Origin of the sequence: Methylocaldum marinum (assembly GCF_003584645.1) — a bacterium.
Classification (GTDB): Bacteria; Pseudomonadota; Gammaproteobacteria; order Methylococcales; family Methylococcaceae; genus Methylocaldum; species Methylocaldum marinum.
In genome coordinates this window covers 3,271,175-3,288,013 of record NZ_AP017928.1, presented here as the reverse complement: position 1 = coordinate 3,288,013, position 16,839 = coordinate 3,271,175, and the positions used below count along the sequence as shown (strand labels likewise).

General features: G+C 62.2%; 10 protein-coding genes. All 10 read right to left on the bottom strand.

Annotation, left to right across the window (positions count from 1 at the left end; genetic code table 11):
• Positions 1 to 204: 204 nt before the first annotated feature.
• Positions 205 to 1,044 (bottom strand): VPLPA-CTERM sorting domain-containing protein, encoded by an 840-nt coding sequence (locus tag sS8_RS14435; RefSeq protein ID WP_145986545.1) that lies wholly within the window; start codon positions 1,042 to 1,044, stop codon positions 205 to 207.
• A 671-nt stretch (positions 1,045 to 1,715) separates the two neighbouring features.
• On the bottom strand, positions 1,716 to 3,320 hold the full coding sequence (locus tag sS8_RS14430; protein WP_119630225.1) for an alkaline phosphatase D family protein: 1,605 nt from the start codon (positions 3,318 to 3,320) through the stop codon (positions 1,716 to 1,718).
• Positions 3,321 to 4,049: 729 nt separating this feature from the next.
• A complete protein-coding gene (locus sS8_RS14425; RefSeq protein WP_119630224.1) occupies positions 4,050 to 4,487 on the bottom strand; it encodes a hypothetical protein in 438 nt (145 codons plus the stop codon).
• A 166-nt stretch (positions 4,488 to 4,653) separates the two neighbouring features.
• Positions 4,654 to 5,382: an esterase family protein gene (locus tag sS8_RS14420; RefSeq protein WP_119632803.1), complete on the bottom strand. Its 729-nt coding sequence runs from the start codon at positions 5,380 to 5,382 to the stop codon at positions 4,654 to 4,656.
• Positions 5,383 to 5,435: 53 nt separating this feature from the next.
• Complete coding sequence (locus sS8_RS14415) at positions 5,436 to 6,392, bottom strand: acetylxylan esterase (protein ID WP_119630223.1); 957 nt, start codon at positions 6,390 to 6,392, stop codon at positions 5,436 to 5,438.
• Positions 6,393 to 6,686: 294 nt separating this feature from the next.
• Entirely contained in the window at positions 6,687 to 7,046 is a 360-nt protein-coding gene (smbP, locus tag sS8_RS14410) for a small metal-binding protein SmbP (RefSeq protein ID WP_119630222.1), read from the bottom strand.
• Between the two features lie 237 nt (positions 7,047 to 7,283).
• A complete protein-coding gene (locus sS8_RS14405) occupies positions 7,284 to 7,886 on the bottom strand; it encodes a 3-hydroxyacyl-ACP dehydratase FabZ family protein (RefSeq protein WP_170161086.1) in 603 nt (200 codons plus the stop codon).
• Between the two features lie 27 nt (positions 7,887 to 7,913).
• Complete coding sequence (locus sS8_RS14400; protein ID WP_170161085.1) at positions 7,914 to 9,071, bottom strand: Acg family FMN-binding oxidoreductase; 1,158 nt, start codon at positions 9,069 to 9,071, stop codon at positions 7,914 to 7,916.
• A gap of 121 nt (positions 9,072 to 9,192) precedes the next feature.
• The gene (locus tag sS8_RS14395) at positions 9,193 to 10,452 is read right to left on the bottom strand and encodes an MFS transporter (protein ID WP_119630219.1); all 1,260 of its coding nucleotides are present in this window, start codon (positions 10,450 to 10,452) and stop codon (positions 9,193 to 9,195) included.
• Positions 10,445 to 16,786: a non-ribosomal peptide synthetase gene (locus tag sS8_RS14390; RefSeq protein ID WP_119630218.1), complete on the bottom strand. Its 6,342-nt coding sequence runs from the start codon at positions 16,784 to 16,786 to the stop codon at positions 10,445 to 10,447. The genes sS8_RS14395 and sS8_RS14390 overlap by 8 nt, the downstream gene beginning before the upstream one ends.
• Positions 16,787 to 16,839: the final 53 nt, after the last annotated feature.

Below are 16,839 nucleotides of genomic sequence, written 5' to 3'. Positions count from 1 at the left end.
CCACGCTTATCCAGTGCTCTGCACTGATTGAAACGGCCGGAAAATCAAAAGCCGCGAAGTTGCGCGTTCCGGCAAGAATCGAAACTCTGGAGAAAACGACTTCCCTGTCCGGGGGAAACTGCGTCCGTACGGCTTGCGAACCGAGACAATGCATCGATATCAGAATCTCGGCGGTTTTCAATCAGGGATGAAGCCCGAACACCGTCAGACCGCCGCTACCCGTTTTCTCATGCCGATCAATCCGACCAGAGCGGACCCCATCAGCCAGACAGCTGCCGGAACCGGAACGGCCGTGACCGTCAGATCTACATGAAAACCTCTTACGCCGTCAGGATCATTGATCCCAGCGCCAGCGAAATCGTTTTTAAAGAGGGGAATACCGATATGCGAATTGCCGCCGATGACCAATGAATACCAACCCGGTTCCAGGAAAAGACCGGCCAAGGATATGCTGTCGCCCGGATCGTTGATTTCACCTGCGTGCGCTACGTATGCCTGCGTGCCGCACTGGCCCGATGTGTTGCACATCGTGACGTCGTGCAGCGCTCTGAACAAGCCTTCCTTGCCTAAATCGTCCGCATTAAGGAACTCTGTTGTATCAAAAGAACTGGCCGGTACAAGACTATGGGCACCTGTGGTACCGCCGTAGTCCACCACTTCACCGACGCCTTTGTACAAGGTGATAGCAGGATTCAAATCGCCCAAAGCCGTCGTGACTTCTCCGGTATCGGGATTGGTCAGCTCGCTAGCCGCCCAAACGCTGATGTCTACCAGGGCGCCCGTGGGATTAGTGATCTCGAACTTGGTAAACCTCACGCGATGACTGTTACCCCAGTCGTAATCCAGACCGTCGGCCCAGCCGTAGTTGCCTGTGACACTGCCGAATCGATATTCGTATCTGGTCGAGTCATTGCCATTGTCGATCATGTTTTCCGCATTCAAAATCAAATCGCGGTTTCCCCAGCCGACGTGCGCAGACGCTTCCTGAATCGGAGCGAATGCAGTCACGCCCATCGCTACCATAGCGAACAACATTCTGTTCATCGTTTTCTCCTTAACTGATGCTATTAACGGTTCTTCTGGGATCTAATGCACAACGGCGATGAGTGTTGGCATCCCTAAGCCATTACGGGCGAACCACTCATCGGGTTGCACGAATTCCTAAAACAATTCTCGTACCACCCCATGGGGACAAAGCCAGGCTCTTTACCGAAAAAAACCGAGAAGCCCAGTAAACAAAGGAGATAATCCGATAGGCCATATGAGCGAAACCACGCTTGAAAACCCATAAGGCTCTCCAGGATTCGAGGCTAAAACTGGAAAATGCGGTATATGACACATATCGCAAGGCAAATCACTCATTTTAGTACATCATATGTAAAAAAACTGAGACATAGATCGCAACCTACTACATTGCCGGCAATTCCATTCGGCATTCGAGTGAACATTCATCGTAGGATGGGTTAGAGCGAAGCGAAACCCATCGATGGCGGGTTAGCCCTTCGACTGGGCTCAGGACAGGCTCCGCGTCACCACCGATGCGAGGTTGCGTGGTGGGTTACGGCCTGGCGGCCTAACCCACCCTACAAAAATGAATGCCTTTTTGAAAGTGATTTGGAATCATGGAAGGCGGCCGGTCCGCCGCGAGCGATTCCGAGCGGGCGTAGGGGGCGGATTCATCCGCGAATCGGCCCCGCTTTGCCCGCTGAGTCGGACTATCGGCCCGGTTTTGCCCTCAGCGTTTTGCTGAATACCGATGTGCCGTACAAATCCTTCAGGTCCACCGTCAATTCGCGGGTTTTGCGATCGATGTTGACTTCGCCGAAGAACTGTAAGCCGGCATAGGGCGAGAGGTTGGCCTGACCCGCGGGCGGAGCCTTGGCGAAGACGACTTGCAGCCCGAAGGTGCCATCGGTTGTGTTGGGGCCGAAGGAACCGGCATTGAGCGGGCCGGCGACGAATTCCCAGAACGGCGAAAAATCCTTGAATTGCGCCCGGCCGGGATCGTAGAAATGGGCGGCGGCGTAATGGACGTCGGCGGTCAGCCACACGATGTTGTGAATCCGCTTGTGCTTGATGAATCGAAGCAGACGGGCGATTTCCAGTTCGCGGCCGGCGGCCGGGCCGTTGTCGCCGTTGGCGATGGCTTCCCAGCGGGGCTGACCCTGCTCGTCCACCCCGTCACCGATGTTGAGTCCGATCGGCATGTCGGCGGAAATGACTTTCCAGGTCGCGCGCGAATCCTTCAATCCTTGTTCCAGCCACTTCAACTGTTCTTCGCCCAGGAATGCCGTTTCAGGTCCTTCGGTGGTTTGCAGGTTTGCCGTGTTCGGGCCACGGTAGTTGCGCATGTCGATGACGAACACATCCAGCAACGGACCATAGGAAATTTTACGGTAGAGTCGTTCGGACTCTTCTGCAGTATGCGGGCGCAACGGCGCATACTCCTGGAAAGCCCGGGCTGCGCGGCCGATCAGGAGCGGGACATCCTTGACCGTATAACGGGGGTCGTTGTCCAAATCCTTGGCGTCCGACCAGTTGTTGACGACTTCATGGTCATCCCATTGCCAGATTTGGGGCACTTCGGCATTAAAGCGGCGGAGGTTTGCATCCAGCAGGTTGTACTTGTAGCGGCCGCGGAATTCGGCCAGGGTTTCGGCGACCTTGGCGACCTCGGGTGTCACGATATTGGTCCAGATCTGGCCGTTTTCGGCCTCCTGGCTCGCTTCGATGGGGCTGTCTGAATAGACGCTGTCGCCGCTCTGGATGAAGAAAAGGGGCTTCACCTGGCGCATGGCTTCATAGATCTTCATGCCGCCGAAGGCCTCGTTGATGCCCCAACCCTGGCCGGCGGTGTCGCCGCCCCAGACGAAGCGGATATCCTCGTGCTTGCCGACGGTGTGGAAACGGCCGGTGACCGGCTCGCTCTTGTTGCGGGCGTTGGTCAGATCCTCGAACCAGACTTTCACATACACGTCTTTTCCGGACGGCAGTCCGGTCAGCTCCTGGCGCGCCGTGAAATCGGAGACTTCGAGCGCGTGCGGGCCGCGGATGATTTTGGAATCGGTGAATTGCTCGTCGAACGCGTATTCCACCCACATGCGGGCCGGGCGATCGCAGCGGCTCCAGACGATAGCGCGCCCGTCGCCGACATCGCCGAACTGGATGCCTTGTTCCATTTGCGGGACCGAAGGCAAATCGGCTTGGTTGGATTCGGTGATATTTTGCCTGTCGACAGTCTGGAATTCGCCGGTGTCCGCGAAGACCTGGACGCTGGCGCTCAATGCCAGCGCCAGGGCGGGCACGGCGGCTTTGCGCATGGGAGACGAATTTTTCGTTGGTTTCGGTAAAACGAAGGCGTGCATGGGATACCTCTCGAGACTTCTGGAGACCCGGATTCTATAAATCGCTTCGGGTCATCCTGATGACAGGTCCATGACTGATTCGTGAACGTTACGGATTCGGCGCCGGCCGTCGTGCAGACGGGATCGGAGCGTTTCGGGAAGCGGTACGCGGTCGAGGGGAAGGGCAGTAGAGCATTTTCATATCTACCGTCCGGGAAGGCGCGAGTCTTGGAAATCCTTTTCCGACATAAAGGATCGATCAATCGTCGGCGTCGGCAAGGGATTGCCGACCTACGAATACTCGGTCGCGGCGGTGGCGTTTTCCCTCGATTTGAGCGTGATCCCGCACCCCGCACTTGAGCCGTTGGGTAAACGGGTTCGTCGGCAAAGGATTGCCGACCTACGAAGGCTGCAAGACGGTAACCCGCCGAGTGGCCCGGAAGCGGTGGATTATTCCATTCGGCGTTCAACTGAACATAAATCGGATGGGTAGAGCGAAGCGAAACCCATCGATGACAGGCTCCGAGTAATCCACCGATTAAGTCTCAGATTCAGAGTAATAATATGTGCAACTAATTGATCCAACAGGCCCTCACCCAATCCTCCCAGAGGGAGAGGGCTTATTCAGAGCTTCGTTGGCCCAGCTTGTGATGAACGAAAAAACCCCGCGACAGAGGCGGGGTTTTTCCGAAGAGGAGTGAAAGATCAGGATGTGGCCAAGCCGGCGTCAGCGGGGGGCTCGAAGGCGGCAGCCCGCTCCTTCTGGTGCTCGTCGAAGGATTTCCTGGCAGCCTCTGCTCCAGCCTGTAACCCTTCGCCCATGGCATTATCGGTTGGAATCAGGTTCGAGACCGCAAGCGCGCTGTAGACGACCCCGTATGAAAGATAATAAAAGCCGTTATAGACGAGCTTGGAAAGGGTTTGACTCACGTTCGAGACGGTTCCGGAAACGGCTTCCCGCGCATCGCTCGCACCGTTCTGCAGGCCTTGTACCGCAGCCTGTACCGGCGTTGCGGGAACGGTGTCTAAGGCGGTCGTTTCCATCACGGCTTCCTCGTGCGATTCGGAAGTCGTCGGGATAGTGCTTTCCTGAAGGATTTCTTCCCCAGTCTGATTCGTATCGGAGGATGTTTTTTTGACCATGGCGATACCTGCATAAAAACAACATGGGAGGGGTTTCCTGCTGCGGTACGTCGCAGTGACGAAAGCTGAGCTTCGGCTCGACTATAACAAAAAGAATTCGGACGGTCGTACATGGTCCATGCGGCATTTCCGCGCAAGCGCTTTAGTCTGAAAAGCGAAAGCCGAATCACACGTAGAGCGGTGCCATCTTGCGCCAGTAGTGCGCTTGATGGGCGCGGCCGTCCCACTCGCTCAAGTGGTTCCACACGCCTTTATCCCAGAGCACGCGGCTCAGATAGCGATTGTTCTCGAGAAACGGATCCTCGCGGCCGATGACGAGGATGATGTCCATGGCGCGCAAGGCGTCCAGTTGGCTGCCTTCGCCGAGGTTGGGCAGGAAATGGCAGGGGGTGTTGTAATAGATGTTTTCGTCGTAATACCCGTCATACAGGTCGCTGAAATGTTCGACCCCGAGGGTCAGATCGTAGCGTCCGGAAAAGGCGCTGAGCTTGCGAAACAGGTGCGGGTGGCGGAAGGCGATGTTGGCGGCATAGAAGGCGCCCAGGCTGCAGCCATGGGCGATGATGCAGGAATGCGGGTTTTTCGCGGCCATGAACGGCAACACTTCGTTGAGGATGTATTCCTCGTACGCGATATAGCGCCGAATGCGGTCCGCGGGGTGTCGCCAGGTGCAGTAAAACGTTTCGTTCGCCAGGCCCTCGACGCAATAGAGTTGCAATTGCCCCGCCTCGATCTTGTGAGCCAGGGCTTGAACGATGCGGAGGTCCTCGTATTCGTAAAAACGGCCGTCGCGCGTAGGGAACACCAGCACTTTCGCTCCGCCATGGCCGAACACCAGCAGTTCCATGTCTCGACTCAGCCTGGGGCTGTACCAACGATGATATTCACGGTTCATGCCGATAACCGGGGGGGCTGAGCAGCAATCGAAGACCTGTGGTTCCATGAGATTTACAGTGCCTGAAAAAAGTCAGCGATGATGTTCCGCAATTCCGCATCCTGACGCATTCTGGCCGGATAGTCGACATGTCCGGCTTCCAGAATATAAAGGCTCTTCGGTCCGGCGAGAGCGTTATAGACTGCGAATTGTCCGGGCGGCGCCACCACCGGGTCGAACAAGGCGGCGGCGACCAGCACGGGGACTTGGGTATGCGCCGCCGCACCTGCGGCATCGTAATAGCGCAATGTGTCCATAACGTTACCGTGCTGTTGCTGGTAATTTCTGATGGCGTGTCCGCTGCCCACCGTCGGGAGTTCGAGGCGCAGGGGGTGATGGCCGAAGGTGGGCATGTTCAGGTGCGCTCGCCGGATGCGGGGGTCCCAGGGCAGGGCCAGGGCGCCGATGCCGCCACCGAAGCTGATGCCCATGTAGCCGATATGAGCGGCGGTTTCGGGGCACAGTTCGAGGAGGGCCGAAACCGCGAGCCACACATCATCCACGCAGCCGCCGAGAATGTAGCGGTCGCGCTTGTCGATGTCGTGCAGAACGTGCCAGTAGGGTTCGTCCGAAATGGGCGGCCGGCGGCTTCTGGAAAGGCCGCGAAAACAGGGAAACAGGAAGGCGGCGTCGGCGACGGGCAGGTCGAAATCCGGACCATCCCGGCCGCCGTAGCCGTGTCCCACCACCACGCCGCGCCGCACCGGCCGGCCTTGCGGCAGGAGCAGCCATCCGCCGATGGTGAAATCGTCGGTGGAACGGTATTCGAGGTCGTACACGGCAAAACCCTCCCTATCGTCCGGCCATTGGTTCAGGCGCGGTTGGGGCGAGGTTGTCAGCGCCCGGCGGTAGCGGGACTCCCAAAATGCGGCGAAATCGTCCGGAATGTCCGGAGTTCCGACCTGGAGTAGCGCGTTCTGGGTATAGCCGTAGGTGGGATCGAAAGTATAGGTGTGGTGAAAGTCAGACATGGTGAAGCGTGTTCTTGGGAATTCCCGACAGTCGAAATCGTACTCACAGCCAAAGTCGAACCGGGGCGCCGTCCCGATTCAAAGCACGTTTCGACCCGTGCGCCATAGTTTACTTTCGACTTCGGCACGGTCCTAGCGTACCGATCAAATGCGGAAGGTTTCGATCATGTCAAGGTGATTCGGGGGTTCCTGAAAGGATTCCCGATCGACTGACGGGGCCGGAAATGACAACGGGTCGAGGCGCAGGTCGGCAATCCTTTGCCGACGAAGGCTGCGCAGATCGTAGCGTTCGGTTCATCCACCTAGACCGCTTAAGACCGCATCGAGATATTCGACCGATTCTTTGGCGCGTTCGGTTGCTTTGTCGGTATTGCCCGCCTGGCCTTGGCTAATGGCATCCTGCAAACTTTCGGCCGCTTTCTCCAAGTCGGGAAGAGACTTCTCTTTCTGCGCCATTCCGACGTGGTCCAAACCGGTACGAGCATGTTGCACGAGCGCCTCGGCATCGCCCTTCTCGCCCTCCGTTACGGCCAGGGTCACGTGCTGGCGAGCTTCTCGTACGTGCTTCGCGTAATCCGGTTCCGTTTGAGCTAGGCCTAAGCCAGTCAAAGCCAGCGTCGCCATCAAGGACAACGCGATGATGATGCGTTTCATCTTTCACCTCCTGGGCTCCTTTCCGATTTTCAACGGGGTACATCCTTAGACCACGGAGGAGCAGGCTGCACTTCGTGAATTTCCCAAAGAATGATGTGAAAAAGTTGTGTGGAACGCGAGTGCAGTGCGTAGGTCGGCAATCCCTTGCCGACGGTGCGGATGGGTCAGCCGGTTCGTCGGCAAAGGATTGCCGACCTACCAATGCGTGAGTCGATTGATGCGTGCCCACGGCGCCATTCATTTCTTCTTGGCTTTCGACAGCAGGCCGACGATTCGGCTCTCGAAGACGATGCGGTCCTTGATTAGTCCTTGCACGTCGTAATAAAAGATATTGCGGGCTTGTTCGACGTTTTCGCAGAGGATGAGCAACTCGTCGCCGGGTTCGGCGGTGCTTCGGAAGCGGGCATTCTCGATACGCACGAACAGTCCGACCGCCGGTTCCGCCAGGCGCCGGTTGGACAAGTACAGGGCCAGTTGCGCGCTGGCTTCGAGCATGAGTGCGCCGGGCATGATGGGATGCCCGGGGAAATGGCCGGCCACCCAGAACTCGTCCTCCCTGATCTTTTTTACCGCCAGACCGCGGCGGAAATCATCGTCGACCCAGGCGATGTAGTCCAGCAGCAGCATTTCGCCGCGGTGGGGAATCACTTCGCCGATCATGTCGCGCCCGACTTTGGGCAAGGCAACGTCGATCCCCGCCGTGGGGAACAGGGTGTGTTGTGTCCGTACCGGATCCGGCGTTGCCGCGTCCAGTCCGGCGTCGAGTAATCCCCGGATACGACTGATGAAATAACGGGTATGGATCGGGGAGTTCCGGAGCGAAAGAATCTTGTCTAGCATGGGACCGCCTAATTTTGTCAGCATGAATCAACGAAGTACCGCTTCCAGTGGCCGGCGCACCGAACGCTCCAAAGGCCGGGCGAGGCCGACGCGCAGCAGCATCAGAGGCACCGCCCCCGGAGCAAGGCCGAGCGACTTCGCCAAACCGGCGGAGCCCACGGGAGATTCGGTCGGGTACGCCAGGGGATGTAGGGCAAGCCCCTGTGCGGCGGCCGCGAGATAAACCCGCTCCATCAGCCGACCGCCCTGAAACCAGGCGTGCGGGGTATCCCGCTCGCTCCACACCAAGCTCCAAAGCGGCGTCGCTTCGGCCAGGCGTTTCACGACGTCGATCTCGCCCTGGCGGAACTCGGCCGATACCAGATCCTCGGGGGTGGACAGGAGCTCCACCCATTCTTTCACCAGCCAGGGAGCATCGCTGGTGAAGATCGAGATCCCGTCGCGGTAGGTTTCCCATTCCCGCCTGGACCGGCGGAACCAGGCCATCGAATCCCGGTAGGCCGCATCGTTCGCCACGAACTCGGCGGCGGCATCGGCGGTGATTCGGACGATGGCTTCATGTTCGGAGGCGGTGCCATACCAGGCGAGGTGAACGCCCGGGATTTCGCCATGGACGTCAAGGCTTGCGGTGAATTCGTTGCGGGGGATCGACAACGGCCCGAACTCGGCGCGGGTGGTCTGGCGGCGGAATAGGGCCGGAAACCACGGGTGACTGTTCGAATCGGATCGCCGGGTCAACTCCAGCGCCGCACAACGGCCCCCGTTTTCCAGAAAACCACCGGCCTCCGTGTCGGCCACCGTGGCTGCATAACCGAGCTGCGCCGCCGCCACGACCATGTTCTCGGCTGCGCAGCCCAGGCCCATCAGCATGAGCCGGCGGCGGGGATCGGCCCGGCCCAGGTGGCGGGCAAGGTCGGCGTAGAGAACGATCCGATTGCCCAGCAGGTTGAAGGCCCAGGGCTGAGTGTTGTGGGCATTGGCGGCCAGTGTGCCGCAGAGCGCCACGTATTCCAGATCGGTCAGGTCGCCTTTGGTAGTTTGTTCCCACGCGAGGTACGGCGAAGTGCTCTGCGCCGCGTGAGCGGCCCTGAACAAGTCCGGAGAGATGACCGCGCCGGCGGCGAGAGCGCCGGTTTGGCGCAGAAATCGCCGACGGCTCTGCAGGATCGGATCGGGGCGGGTCATGCTGCATTTCCTTTTCATCGGCCTTGACGAACATGTGTTTCATTAATTGTAGTCGGGTGTAGGCCAGCGCGGGCCGGAGAAGACGCGGACGTCGCTCCGGCCGGCCCGCCGCCGTATCGATTCAGCCGGCATCGATCGCATAGGCACCCGCGAGGCTCCGGAGCCGGCGCCACAACCAGTTCATCGCCAGGCTCAGCACCAGCAGCCCGAACAGGGCCATGGAAGGCGTGAACAGGTGCCGGCCACCCTCATGCTGCACGAGCCACGCCGACAGCCAGGGGCCGCCGGCCGAGCCGACGGCGAAGGCCGCGGTGAACAAGGCGGTGCCGCCCGGAAGTTGGGCTCTGGACAGGAGCGTGGCGAGCAGCGCGAGAGCCAGGGCGAATACCGGTCCCAGGGTCAGTCCGGTCGCAATGGCCGCCGCGCCGGCGACGAACTCCGCGGCGGGTGGCCTGGATTCCAGCCCCAGGAGTGCCCAGACATCGGCGATAAGGGTACAGACCGAATCGATCCGCATCAGTGCCGCCAGGGCGATGATGCCTGCCAGGCCGCAACCGAACAGCACACGGCGGTAGCCCAGACGGTCCCCGAGGTGGCTGACCGGCAGAGTGCCCAGCAAGCCCCCCAGGACGAACGCCGCCAGGTGATGGGCAACGGCCATGGCGGTGAAACCCTGTCGCACCAGTACCGCGGGATACAACGTCAGTAGGGTGGCTTCCGCAAAGCCGTAGGCCAATACCGCCTGCACCGGGATTGCGGCGCGCAGCAGCAGGCGGGCGCTTGCGCGTTCCGGTTCGGCGCGCGCGCCGGGCAGGCCGATGGCCACCAGGACGCCGGCTTGAACCAGGAGCACGGCGGCGGCGGAGAACGGCAGATGATGGGCGAGCCCGTACAAATATGAACCCACGACCGGGCCCACGGCCAATCCGATGCCGAAACACAAGCCGTAAATACCGTTGGCCAGCGCCCGGCGTTCCTCCCCGGCAAAACATGACAGGCCGGTTTGAGTGCCGATCATCGCACAGGCCAGACCCAGGCCCATCAATCCGCGCAAGCCGAACCAGGCGCCGATGCCGGTTTGCTCGGGAAAGGCCACGGCCGCACCCGCGTAGGCCAGGAGGCCCACGGCCACGACCCGGCGCAGCCCGACCCGCCGCAGAGCACGGCCGGCCAGGGGGGCGGCCAGGGCCACGCAGACAAACGGCAGCGATGCGTTGGCGCCTATCAATACCCCGTCGACGCCGCGCTCTTCCAGGACGATGGCGATGATCGGGTTGAGGATTCCGAGCGATATTCCCAGCAACCCGCCGAGGGCGTACAGCGTTCCCAGCGCGACGCCCGCCAGCGGATGTTCGGGCGTGGGCGGACCGGATTTAGGCATGCCGCCGCTCCGTGCTCGCGCCCTCCGATTGGCGGACTCCCGATCGCGTCTCGACGGCCGCCATTTTTTCCGAGCCGAACCAGTACATGTCCTGGCGGCCGTAGATGCAGAGATGCTGGCCGGTGATCCAGTCGGCCTCCGCCGACGCCAGGAAGGCCACCGCGTCCGCGACCGCGTCGACCGGAATGGATCGCGCGCGGTAGCCGGGCGGGGTCATGTCGGTGTCGACGAACGCCGGGCAGACCGCGTTGACCTGGACATCGTGCGGCTTCAGTTCCTCGCTCAGCGACTTGGTCAGGCCCAGCACCGCGTGCTTGGAGGCGGCGTAGGCGCTGAACAGCGGATAGCCGATATGGCTGGAATCGGAACCCAGGTTCACGATTTTCCCGCTGCGCCGCTCGATCATGTGCGGCACCACGCTGCGGCACAGATGATAGGCGCCGAACAGATTGACTTCGACGATGCGTTTCCATTCTTCCGGCGAGGAGCTCGCCAAGGCCGACATGCCGGTGATTCCGGCATTGTTGACCAGTACGTCCAGGCGGCCGAAGCGGCAAAGGACTTTGCCCACCAGGTGTTGCACCTCATCGAGCTTGCGCACATCCGCCGGAACGACCAGGGCGGTGCCGCCGCTGTCGGCGATTTCCCGGGCCACGGCCTCGAGCCCGGCCGGGTCGCGGGCGGAAAGCGCCACGGCAATGCCCTGGCCGGCGAGTTTTCGGGCGATCGCCCGGCCGATGCCGCGGCTCGCGCCGGTAACCAGCGCCGCTTTGACGGCGCGGCCGGCGGAGCGCGCCGACAGGGGGATTTCCTGCAGCCGGGGCGTTTTCAGCGGTATCAGGGCCGGAGCTTCGCTCGCCGGCACCGCCGGCGGGCTCACCAGGCGGAGCGCGGTCGGCGAGTTCGGCGTTGCACTCAGCTCGTTCAGCAGTTCCAGGTAGCGCCGGCCGAGACGCTCGATGGTCTCGGCCTTGAAAAAATTCCGGGAATAATTGAGCTCGACCCGGAGTTCGCCTTCGACCATGGAAAGGAAAATCTCGATCAGGGATATGCGCTGCTGGCTCGGGGGCGAGTAGCGTTGATCCCAATCGGTATCGATGAACTCGAAGATGTTGGACTTCGGTAAGCTGCGATTTCCCAAATAATTGATGCGTACCGGGGTCAGATTGTTGTCCGGGTAGATGTGCGCGGGCAATTGGCGGCCCACCACGTCGAAGCTGATCCCGTTCAACGGCGCTTCGGCAAGGCCGCGGGCGATTCGGCCGATCAGTTCGCGCCAGCTTTCTCCGGTGTCCAGTTCCACGGCGAGCGGGAAATTCACGGCGTAATTGCCCACGCTGTCGTACAAGGTCAGGCCATTGCCCGGATCGCGTCCGTGCGAGCGGTGGCTCAGGACCACCCGGGATTGGCCGCTCCATTCGGCCATCAGCCGGTAGGCCGCCGCCAGCAGGAGATGGTAGAGCTGGCCCTGGAGATGCTTGCGCGCCTCGTTGAGCGCATGAAAGCCGGAATGGCCGAGTACGAAACGCTCGCTGGCGGAAGAGGCCTCGTCGTTCGCGCCGAGATGATGGTCGAGCGGCACCCGGAAGGCATATTCCCGGCTCGGGAAACAGGCGCGCCAGTAGTCCGCGTAACGGCGCTGCGCTTCCTGCTGCTCCGGCTGGGCCAGCCATTGCACGAAATCGAAATACGAGGGCGGGGGAGGCGCAAGCTCCGGCGCCCGATCGACCAGCAACTGTCCGTAAATCTGCCAGAGCTCCCGGAACAGAATGCTGTTGCTGACCAGGTCGCTGATCATGTGGTGACCCACTATGGTCAGGTCGTGGGCGTCGTCGCGCTCCTTGATGACCAGCACCCGCCACAAGGGGAACCGGTCGATGCGCAGTTCATCCGTGATTTCCCTTACCAGCCGCCGAATTTCCACGCTGCGCTGTTCGGCCGTGAGGTGGGCGCCGTCATAAAAATCCAGGCTGAATTCGGACTCGGGCGGGGCCACGGTTTGCCGCCATTCGCCGTGCTCCTGGTAGAACAGGGAGCGCAGCACCGGATGGCGCCGAGCGAGCGCGTCTATGGCCTTGCGGAAAACGTCGACGTCCAGCGGCTGCAAATAGCGGAAGCGGGTGTAGCCGGCCCATTGGTAAGGCGGCTGGAAGAAGCGGGTGATCCAGGATTGCGCCGGCCCCAGGGGCAAGCCGGCGCTAGGATCGGCGCTCGGCAGCTGGATCTCCGGCGTGCCGGAAACCGCCTTCAAGGGGGGCGCCTTGCCGGTTTCGGTCCACTCTTTGAGCGACTTGCGGTCGAGTTTGCCGTTATGATTCTTGGGCAGCGCATCGGCCTGACGGACCTCGTGGGGCAGCATGTACTCCGGCAGTTGTTTCGCCAGGGCGGCGCGCAGGTCCTTCAGGGGGAATTCGCGTCCGACCAGCCAGGCCACCAGGCGCTTGTGCCCATTCGGCGTGTCGATGGCGAGAGCGGCGGCTTCCCGAATACCCGGCAGGACGCCGAGAGCGGCTTCGATCTCGCCGAGTTCCACCCGGAAGCCGCGGATCTTGATCTGGCCGTCGACCCGTCCGTGGAAGTCGTAGCTGCCGTTCGGCAAGCGCTGCACCAGGTCGCCGGTGCGATATAGCCAGCGGCCGGGTATGTCGGAGAAAGGATTGATCCTGAAACTCTCGCGGGTCCGCTCGGGATCGTGGAGATAACCCTGCGCCAACTGCGTCCCGCCGATCCAGAGCTCACCCACGGCGCCCTCCGGCGCGGGTTTCATGCTTTCATCCAGGATTCGCAGGTATACCCCGGGCATGGCCGGTCCGATCGGGATACGCAGCGTCCCTTCCGGCGGCCGCGAGCGTATCAGATGGGCGGTCACGTCGATCGAGGCCTCGGTGGGACCGTACAGATTGGCGAGGCCGACCCGTTCGCCGCAGCGGTCGAACCAGCGCTGCACATGGGCCACGGGCAGCGCCTCGCCGCTGAAAATCAGCCACCGCAAGTGCTCGCAGCGGGGCGATTTGTTGTCCATGGCGATCAGGAACTCGCCGAACAGGGAAGGCACGAAGTGCATTGCGGCGATCCGCCGGGTCTCGATCCAGTCCGCCAGCCGCCAGGGATCGCGCAGCACGTCCGCGCCGACCGGGCAGACCACGCCGCCGTACATGAGAGGCCAGAAGAGCTCCCAGACCGAGATGTCGAAACAAATCGAGGTTCTTTGGGCGACGCGCTCGCCCGGCTCGAGCTGAAACAGTTTCTGATGCCAGACCAGGCGGTTCATGTAGCCGCGATGGGCGAGGGCGACGCCCTTGGGCGTCCCGGTCGAACCCGAGGTGTAGAGCACCACCATGAGATCGTCCGGCCCGTTCAGGCATTCCGGCTCGTGCTCCGGATAGCTCGCCCAGACCGCGCGTCCCAGCCAGTCGCGATGGTCGCCGCAACGGGAATCGGCACGATGCAGGCCGGCGTAGTCGCAGTCCATGAGCAGGAAGGTGCGCGCCGGCAGGGCGGCGGTTACCGCGCCGCCCATGGTTTCCAGGACGGATTCCTCGGTGAGGATGGTGTCGATGCGGGCGTGCGCCACGATGTATTCGATGCGCGCCGGGGGATAGGCGGGGTCGATCGGAACGTAGGCGCCGCCGGCCTTGAGCACCCCCATCACCGCCGTCGCGAAATTGGACGACCGGGTCAGCAGCAATCCCACCACGATGCCGGGACGCACCCCGCGGGCTCTGAGAAAATGTGCCAGCCGGTTCGATTCGGTATGCAGCCGGCCATAGGAGAGTTCCTCATGTTCCGCCTGTACCGCCAGGGCTTCGGGTGTGCGGCGGCATTGCGCCTGCACGTGCAGATAGGGGATGGGCGGAAGTTCTTCGTTCATGGGACGGAGGGTCGGCGGAGGGACCGGTCGAGCCATCGCGTTTGTTTCGCCGGCCTCGGTTTTACCCGCCGCTCCCTGCAACAGGGTGGCCATTTCCCGCAGTCGCCGGCAGCCCAGCAGAGCGCGGGTGTCCACCGGCCCCATCTGCTGCTGCAGACGGCCGACGATGCGAATCCGTTCCAGCGAGTCCAGGCCGAGCTCCGATTCCAGATCGTAGTCCAGGGCTTCCGGCCCCACGGCGCGGTGCGCGACTTCCCCGGTCACGCGCAGCAAGCGGGCGGCCAGGGACTCGTCCACCGCGGCGAGCGGAGCCGGCGGAGGCGCGGAGAGCCGTTCGCCGGCGCGGGCAACATCGCCGATCCGGCGGACGAATTCCTCGGCGATGGCAGCCACGAGCGCGGGTGTGAAATAGTCCGCGTCGTAGTTGGCGGTCATGTTGAAGCGGCCATGGAAGACTTCCACCAGGACGTCGAGGGTCCCGGGATTGGTCGAGGTCGCGGCGTGATATTCGACCACCCGCAGCGGGCCGTAGGATTCCTCGATGCGGGTCTGGCCGATATAGGGCAGATACAGGTTCGACTTGATCGTGGAGCGGATCAGGGTCGCCAGCGGTTCGCCGACGCGGCCGTCCTGCAGGCGGAGCTGATCGACCACCGCCACGGCGGCCTGGCGGGTTTGCGCCCGGTCATAACCGGCCGCGATGGCGCTCTCGATACGCTCGTGCAGTTGCGGCAGGTAATTCTCCAGCGCTTCGTGCTCGCCCGGCAGAGTCAGCGTCAAGGCCAGGTTCTGGGCAAAGCAGCCCACCATGTGTCCGGCGTCGGTGCCGGGGTAAACGCGTCCGCTGGTGGGAATGTTCAGAATGACCTGTGTCAGCGCCGGATCGAGGGACCCCAGCGCGCGCAGGTAGGCGGCCGCCAGCAGGGTGTTTACCGGCAGCCGCCATTTGCCGGCCGACCGCAGCAATGCCGCCGTGGTCTCGGGATCCGCGCAGAAGTGATGGGTCCGATTGGCGGCCCGTGTATTTTTCGGCAGTCCTTTCTTCTCCGGACTCCAGAAAAAGCGGTCCTTGCCCTGGGCGCGGAGAAACGCTTCCAGGGCCTTTTCCGCCTCGGGGTCCTGCCAGCCATTGATGCGTTGCACGGTTTCCCGGTAACGCTCCAGCGCGGTTGAGGGCGGCAGCGGCGCGGGCCGGCCGGTCGCGGCGGCAGCGTACAAGGTGACGAATTCGCGCATGACCAGCTGATTGCCGAGACCGTCCGAGAACACGTGATGGTTCGAGAACACCACTTCGTGGAGATCGTCCGCCAAGCGATAGGCGGCGAACTGATGCACCGGCCATTGATCCAGGTGCCATTCCTTGTCCAACAGACGATGGGTTTCGTCGTTCAGAAAGGCATCCCGGGCGGGAGCGTCGAGATGGCGCAAATCGGTCACGTCGACCGCCGGTGCGGTCACCCCGTCCAGGACTTCGAGCCGGTATTCCTTGAGGCTCTGACATCCGGGCGGAATGACGAAACGCGCCCTGAGCATCGGGTGACGCTCCAGCAGGGCATTCCAGGCGCGCCGCGCCAACTCCGCGTCGAACGGACCTTGCAGGCGGATGCGGGAGCTGAGACTGCAGGTGCAGACCGCCCAGTGGGAGACCAGGAAGGGATACTGGGAGAACAGAATATCCATCGGCCGCGCCACCGGTTCCACGGCCGGCGGCTGATCGGCCGGCAAGGCCGGAGCCGCGCTCTTGGCGCACGGGGAGGCGCATTCAAGGGCTGCCGGAGCCGGGGCGCCCGGTTCCTCGCCTCGGATCAGAGCCTCCAGCTCGCCCAGGGTCTGAATGTTGAACAGCGCGCCCGACGCGAGCTTGGCGCCGAAATCGTCCTGCAGCTCCGCCGGCAAGGCCGAAGCCAGGGCGTTCATGAGCTCCACGGTCTTGATCGAATCCAGCCCCAGATCGCTCTCCAGGAACATATCGGCGGTGAGTTCGGACGGATCGTGGCCGGTAATGCCGGCGACCGTTTCGCGGATGTTGCGCGCCAGCCCGGATTTCTCGCCCGCGTCGGAGCGGCGGGAGGAAGCCGACGAGCCGGCGGGTTCGTCGGCAAAGGCTTGCCGACCTGCGACGTCGAGAACGGGAGTACGGTGCGCCGCGGCGAGCGGATCGGCCTCCGCGGCTGGAAGGGGCGCTTCGCCGCTCCCCATGGCCGCGATGATCGCGACCAACTCGCCCAGGGTCTGCAATTGGAATAGCGTCCCGGCGCCGAGTTGGGCGTCGAAGGCTTCCCGCAGGTGGTCCGGCAGTTGTGGCGGGATGGCGTTCATCAGCTCCACGGTCTTGATCGAATCCAGGCCGAGATCGCTCTCCAGAAACAAGTCCGGCGAAAGCTCGTCGAGCGCGTGTCCGGTCACTTCCGCCACGGCCTTGTACACACATTTTTCGAGCCGGGCGGCGGGATGGTCTTGCATGGTCGTAGTCCTCACGTATTCAGCGTATGGGTCGTTTTTCGGCTCACGGGGGC

Bases quoted from the DNA above. Each gene is read 5' to 3' on its own strand.
- sS8_RS14420 (WP_119632803.1), bottom strand. From the start codon at position 5,382: ATGAACCGTGAATATCATCGTTGGTACAGCCCCAGGCTGAGTCGAGAC.
- sS8_RS14405 (WP_170161086.1), bottom strand. From the start codon at position 7,886: ATGCTAGACAAGATTCTTTCGCTCCGGAACTCCCCGATCCATACCCGT.
- sS8_RS14400 (WP_170161085.1), bottom strand. From the start codon at position 9,071: ATGACCCGCCCCGATCCGATCCTGCAGAGCCGTCGGCGATTTCTGCGC.
- smbP (WP_119630222.1), bottom strand. From the start codon at position 7,046: ATGAAACGCATCATCATCGCGTTGTCCTTGATGGCGACGCTGGCTTTG.
- sS8_RS14425 (WP_119630224.1), bottom strand. From the start codon at position 4,487: ATGGTCAAAAAAACATCCTCCGATACGAATCAGACTGGGGAAGAAATC.
- sS8_RS14390 (WP_119630218.1), bottom strand. From the start codon at position 16,786: ATGCAAGACCATCCCGCCGCCCGGCTCGAAAAATGTGTGTACAAGGCC.
- sS8_RS14395 (WP_119630219.1), bottom strand. From the start codon at position 10,452: ATGCCTAAATCCGGTCCGCCCACGCCCGAACATCCGCTGGCGGGCGTC.
- sS8_RS14430 (WP_119630225.1), bottom strand. From the start codon at position 3,320: ATGCGCAAAGCCGCCGTGCCCGCCCTGGCGCTGGCATTGAGCGCCAGC.
- sS8_RS14415 (WP_119630223.1), bottom strand. From the start codon at position 6,392: ATGTCTGACTTTCACCACACCTATACTTTCGATCCCACCTACGGCTAT.
- sS8_RS14435 (WP_145986545.1), bottom strand. From the start codon at position 1,044: ATGAACAGAATGTTGTTCGCTATGGTAGCGATGGGCGTGACTGCATTC.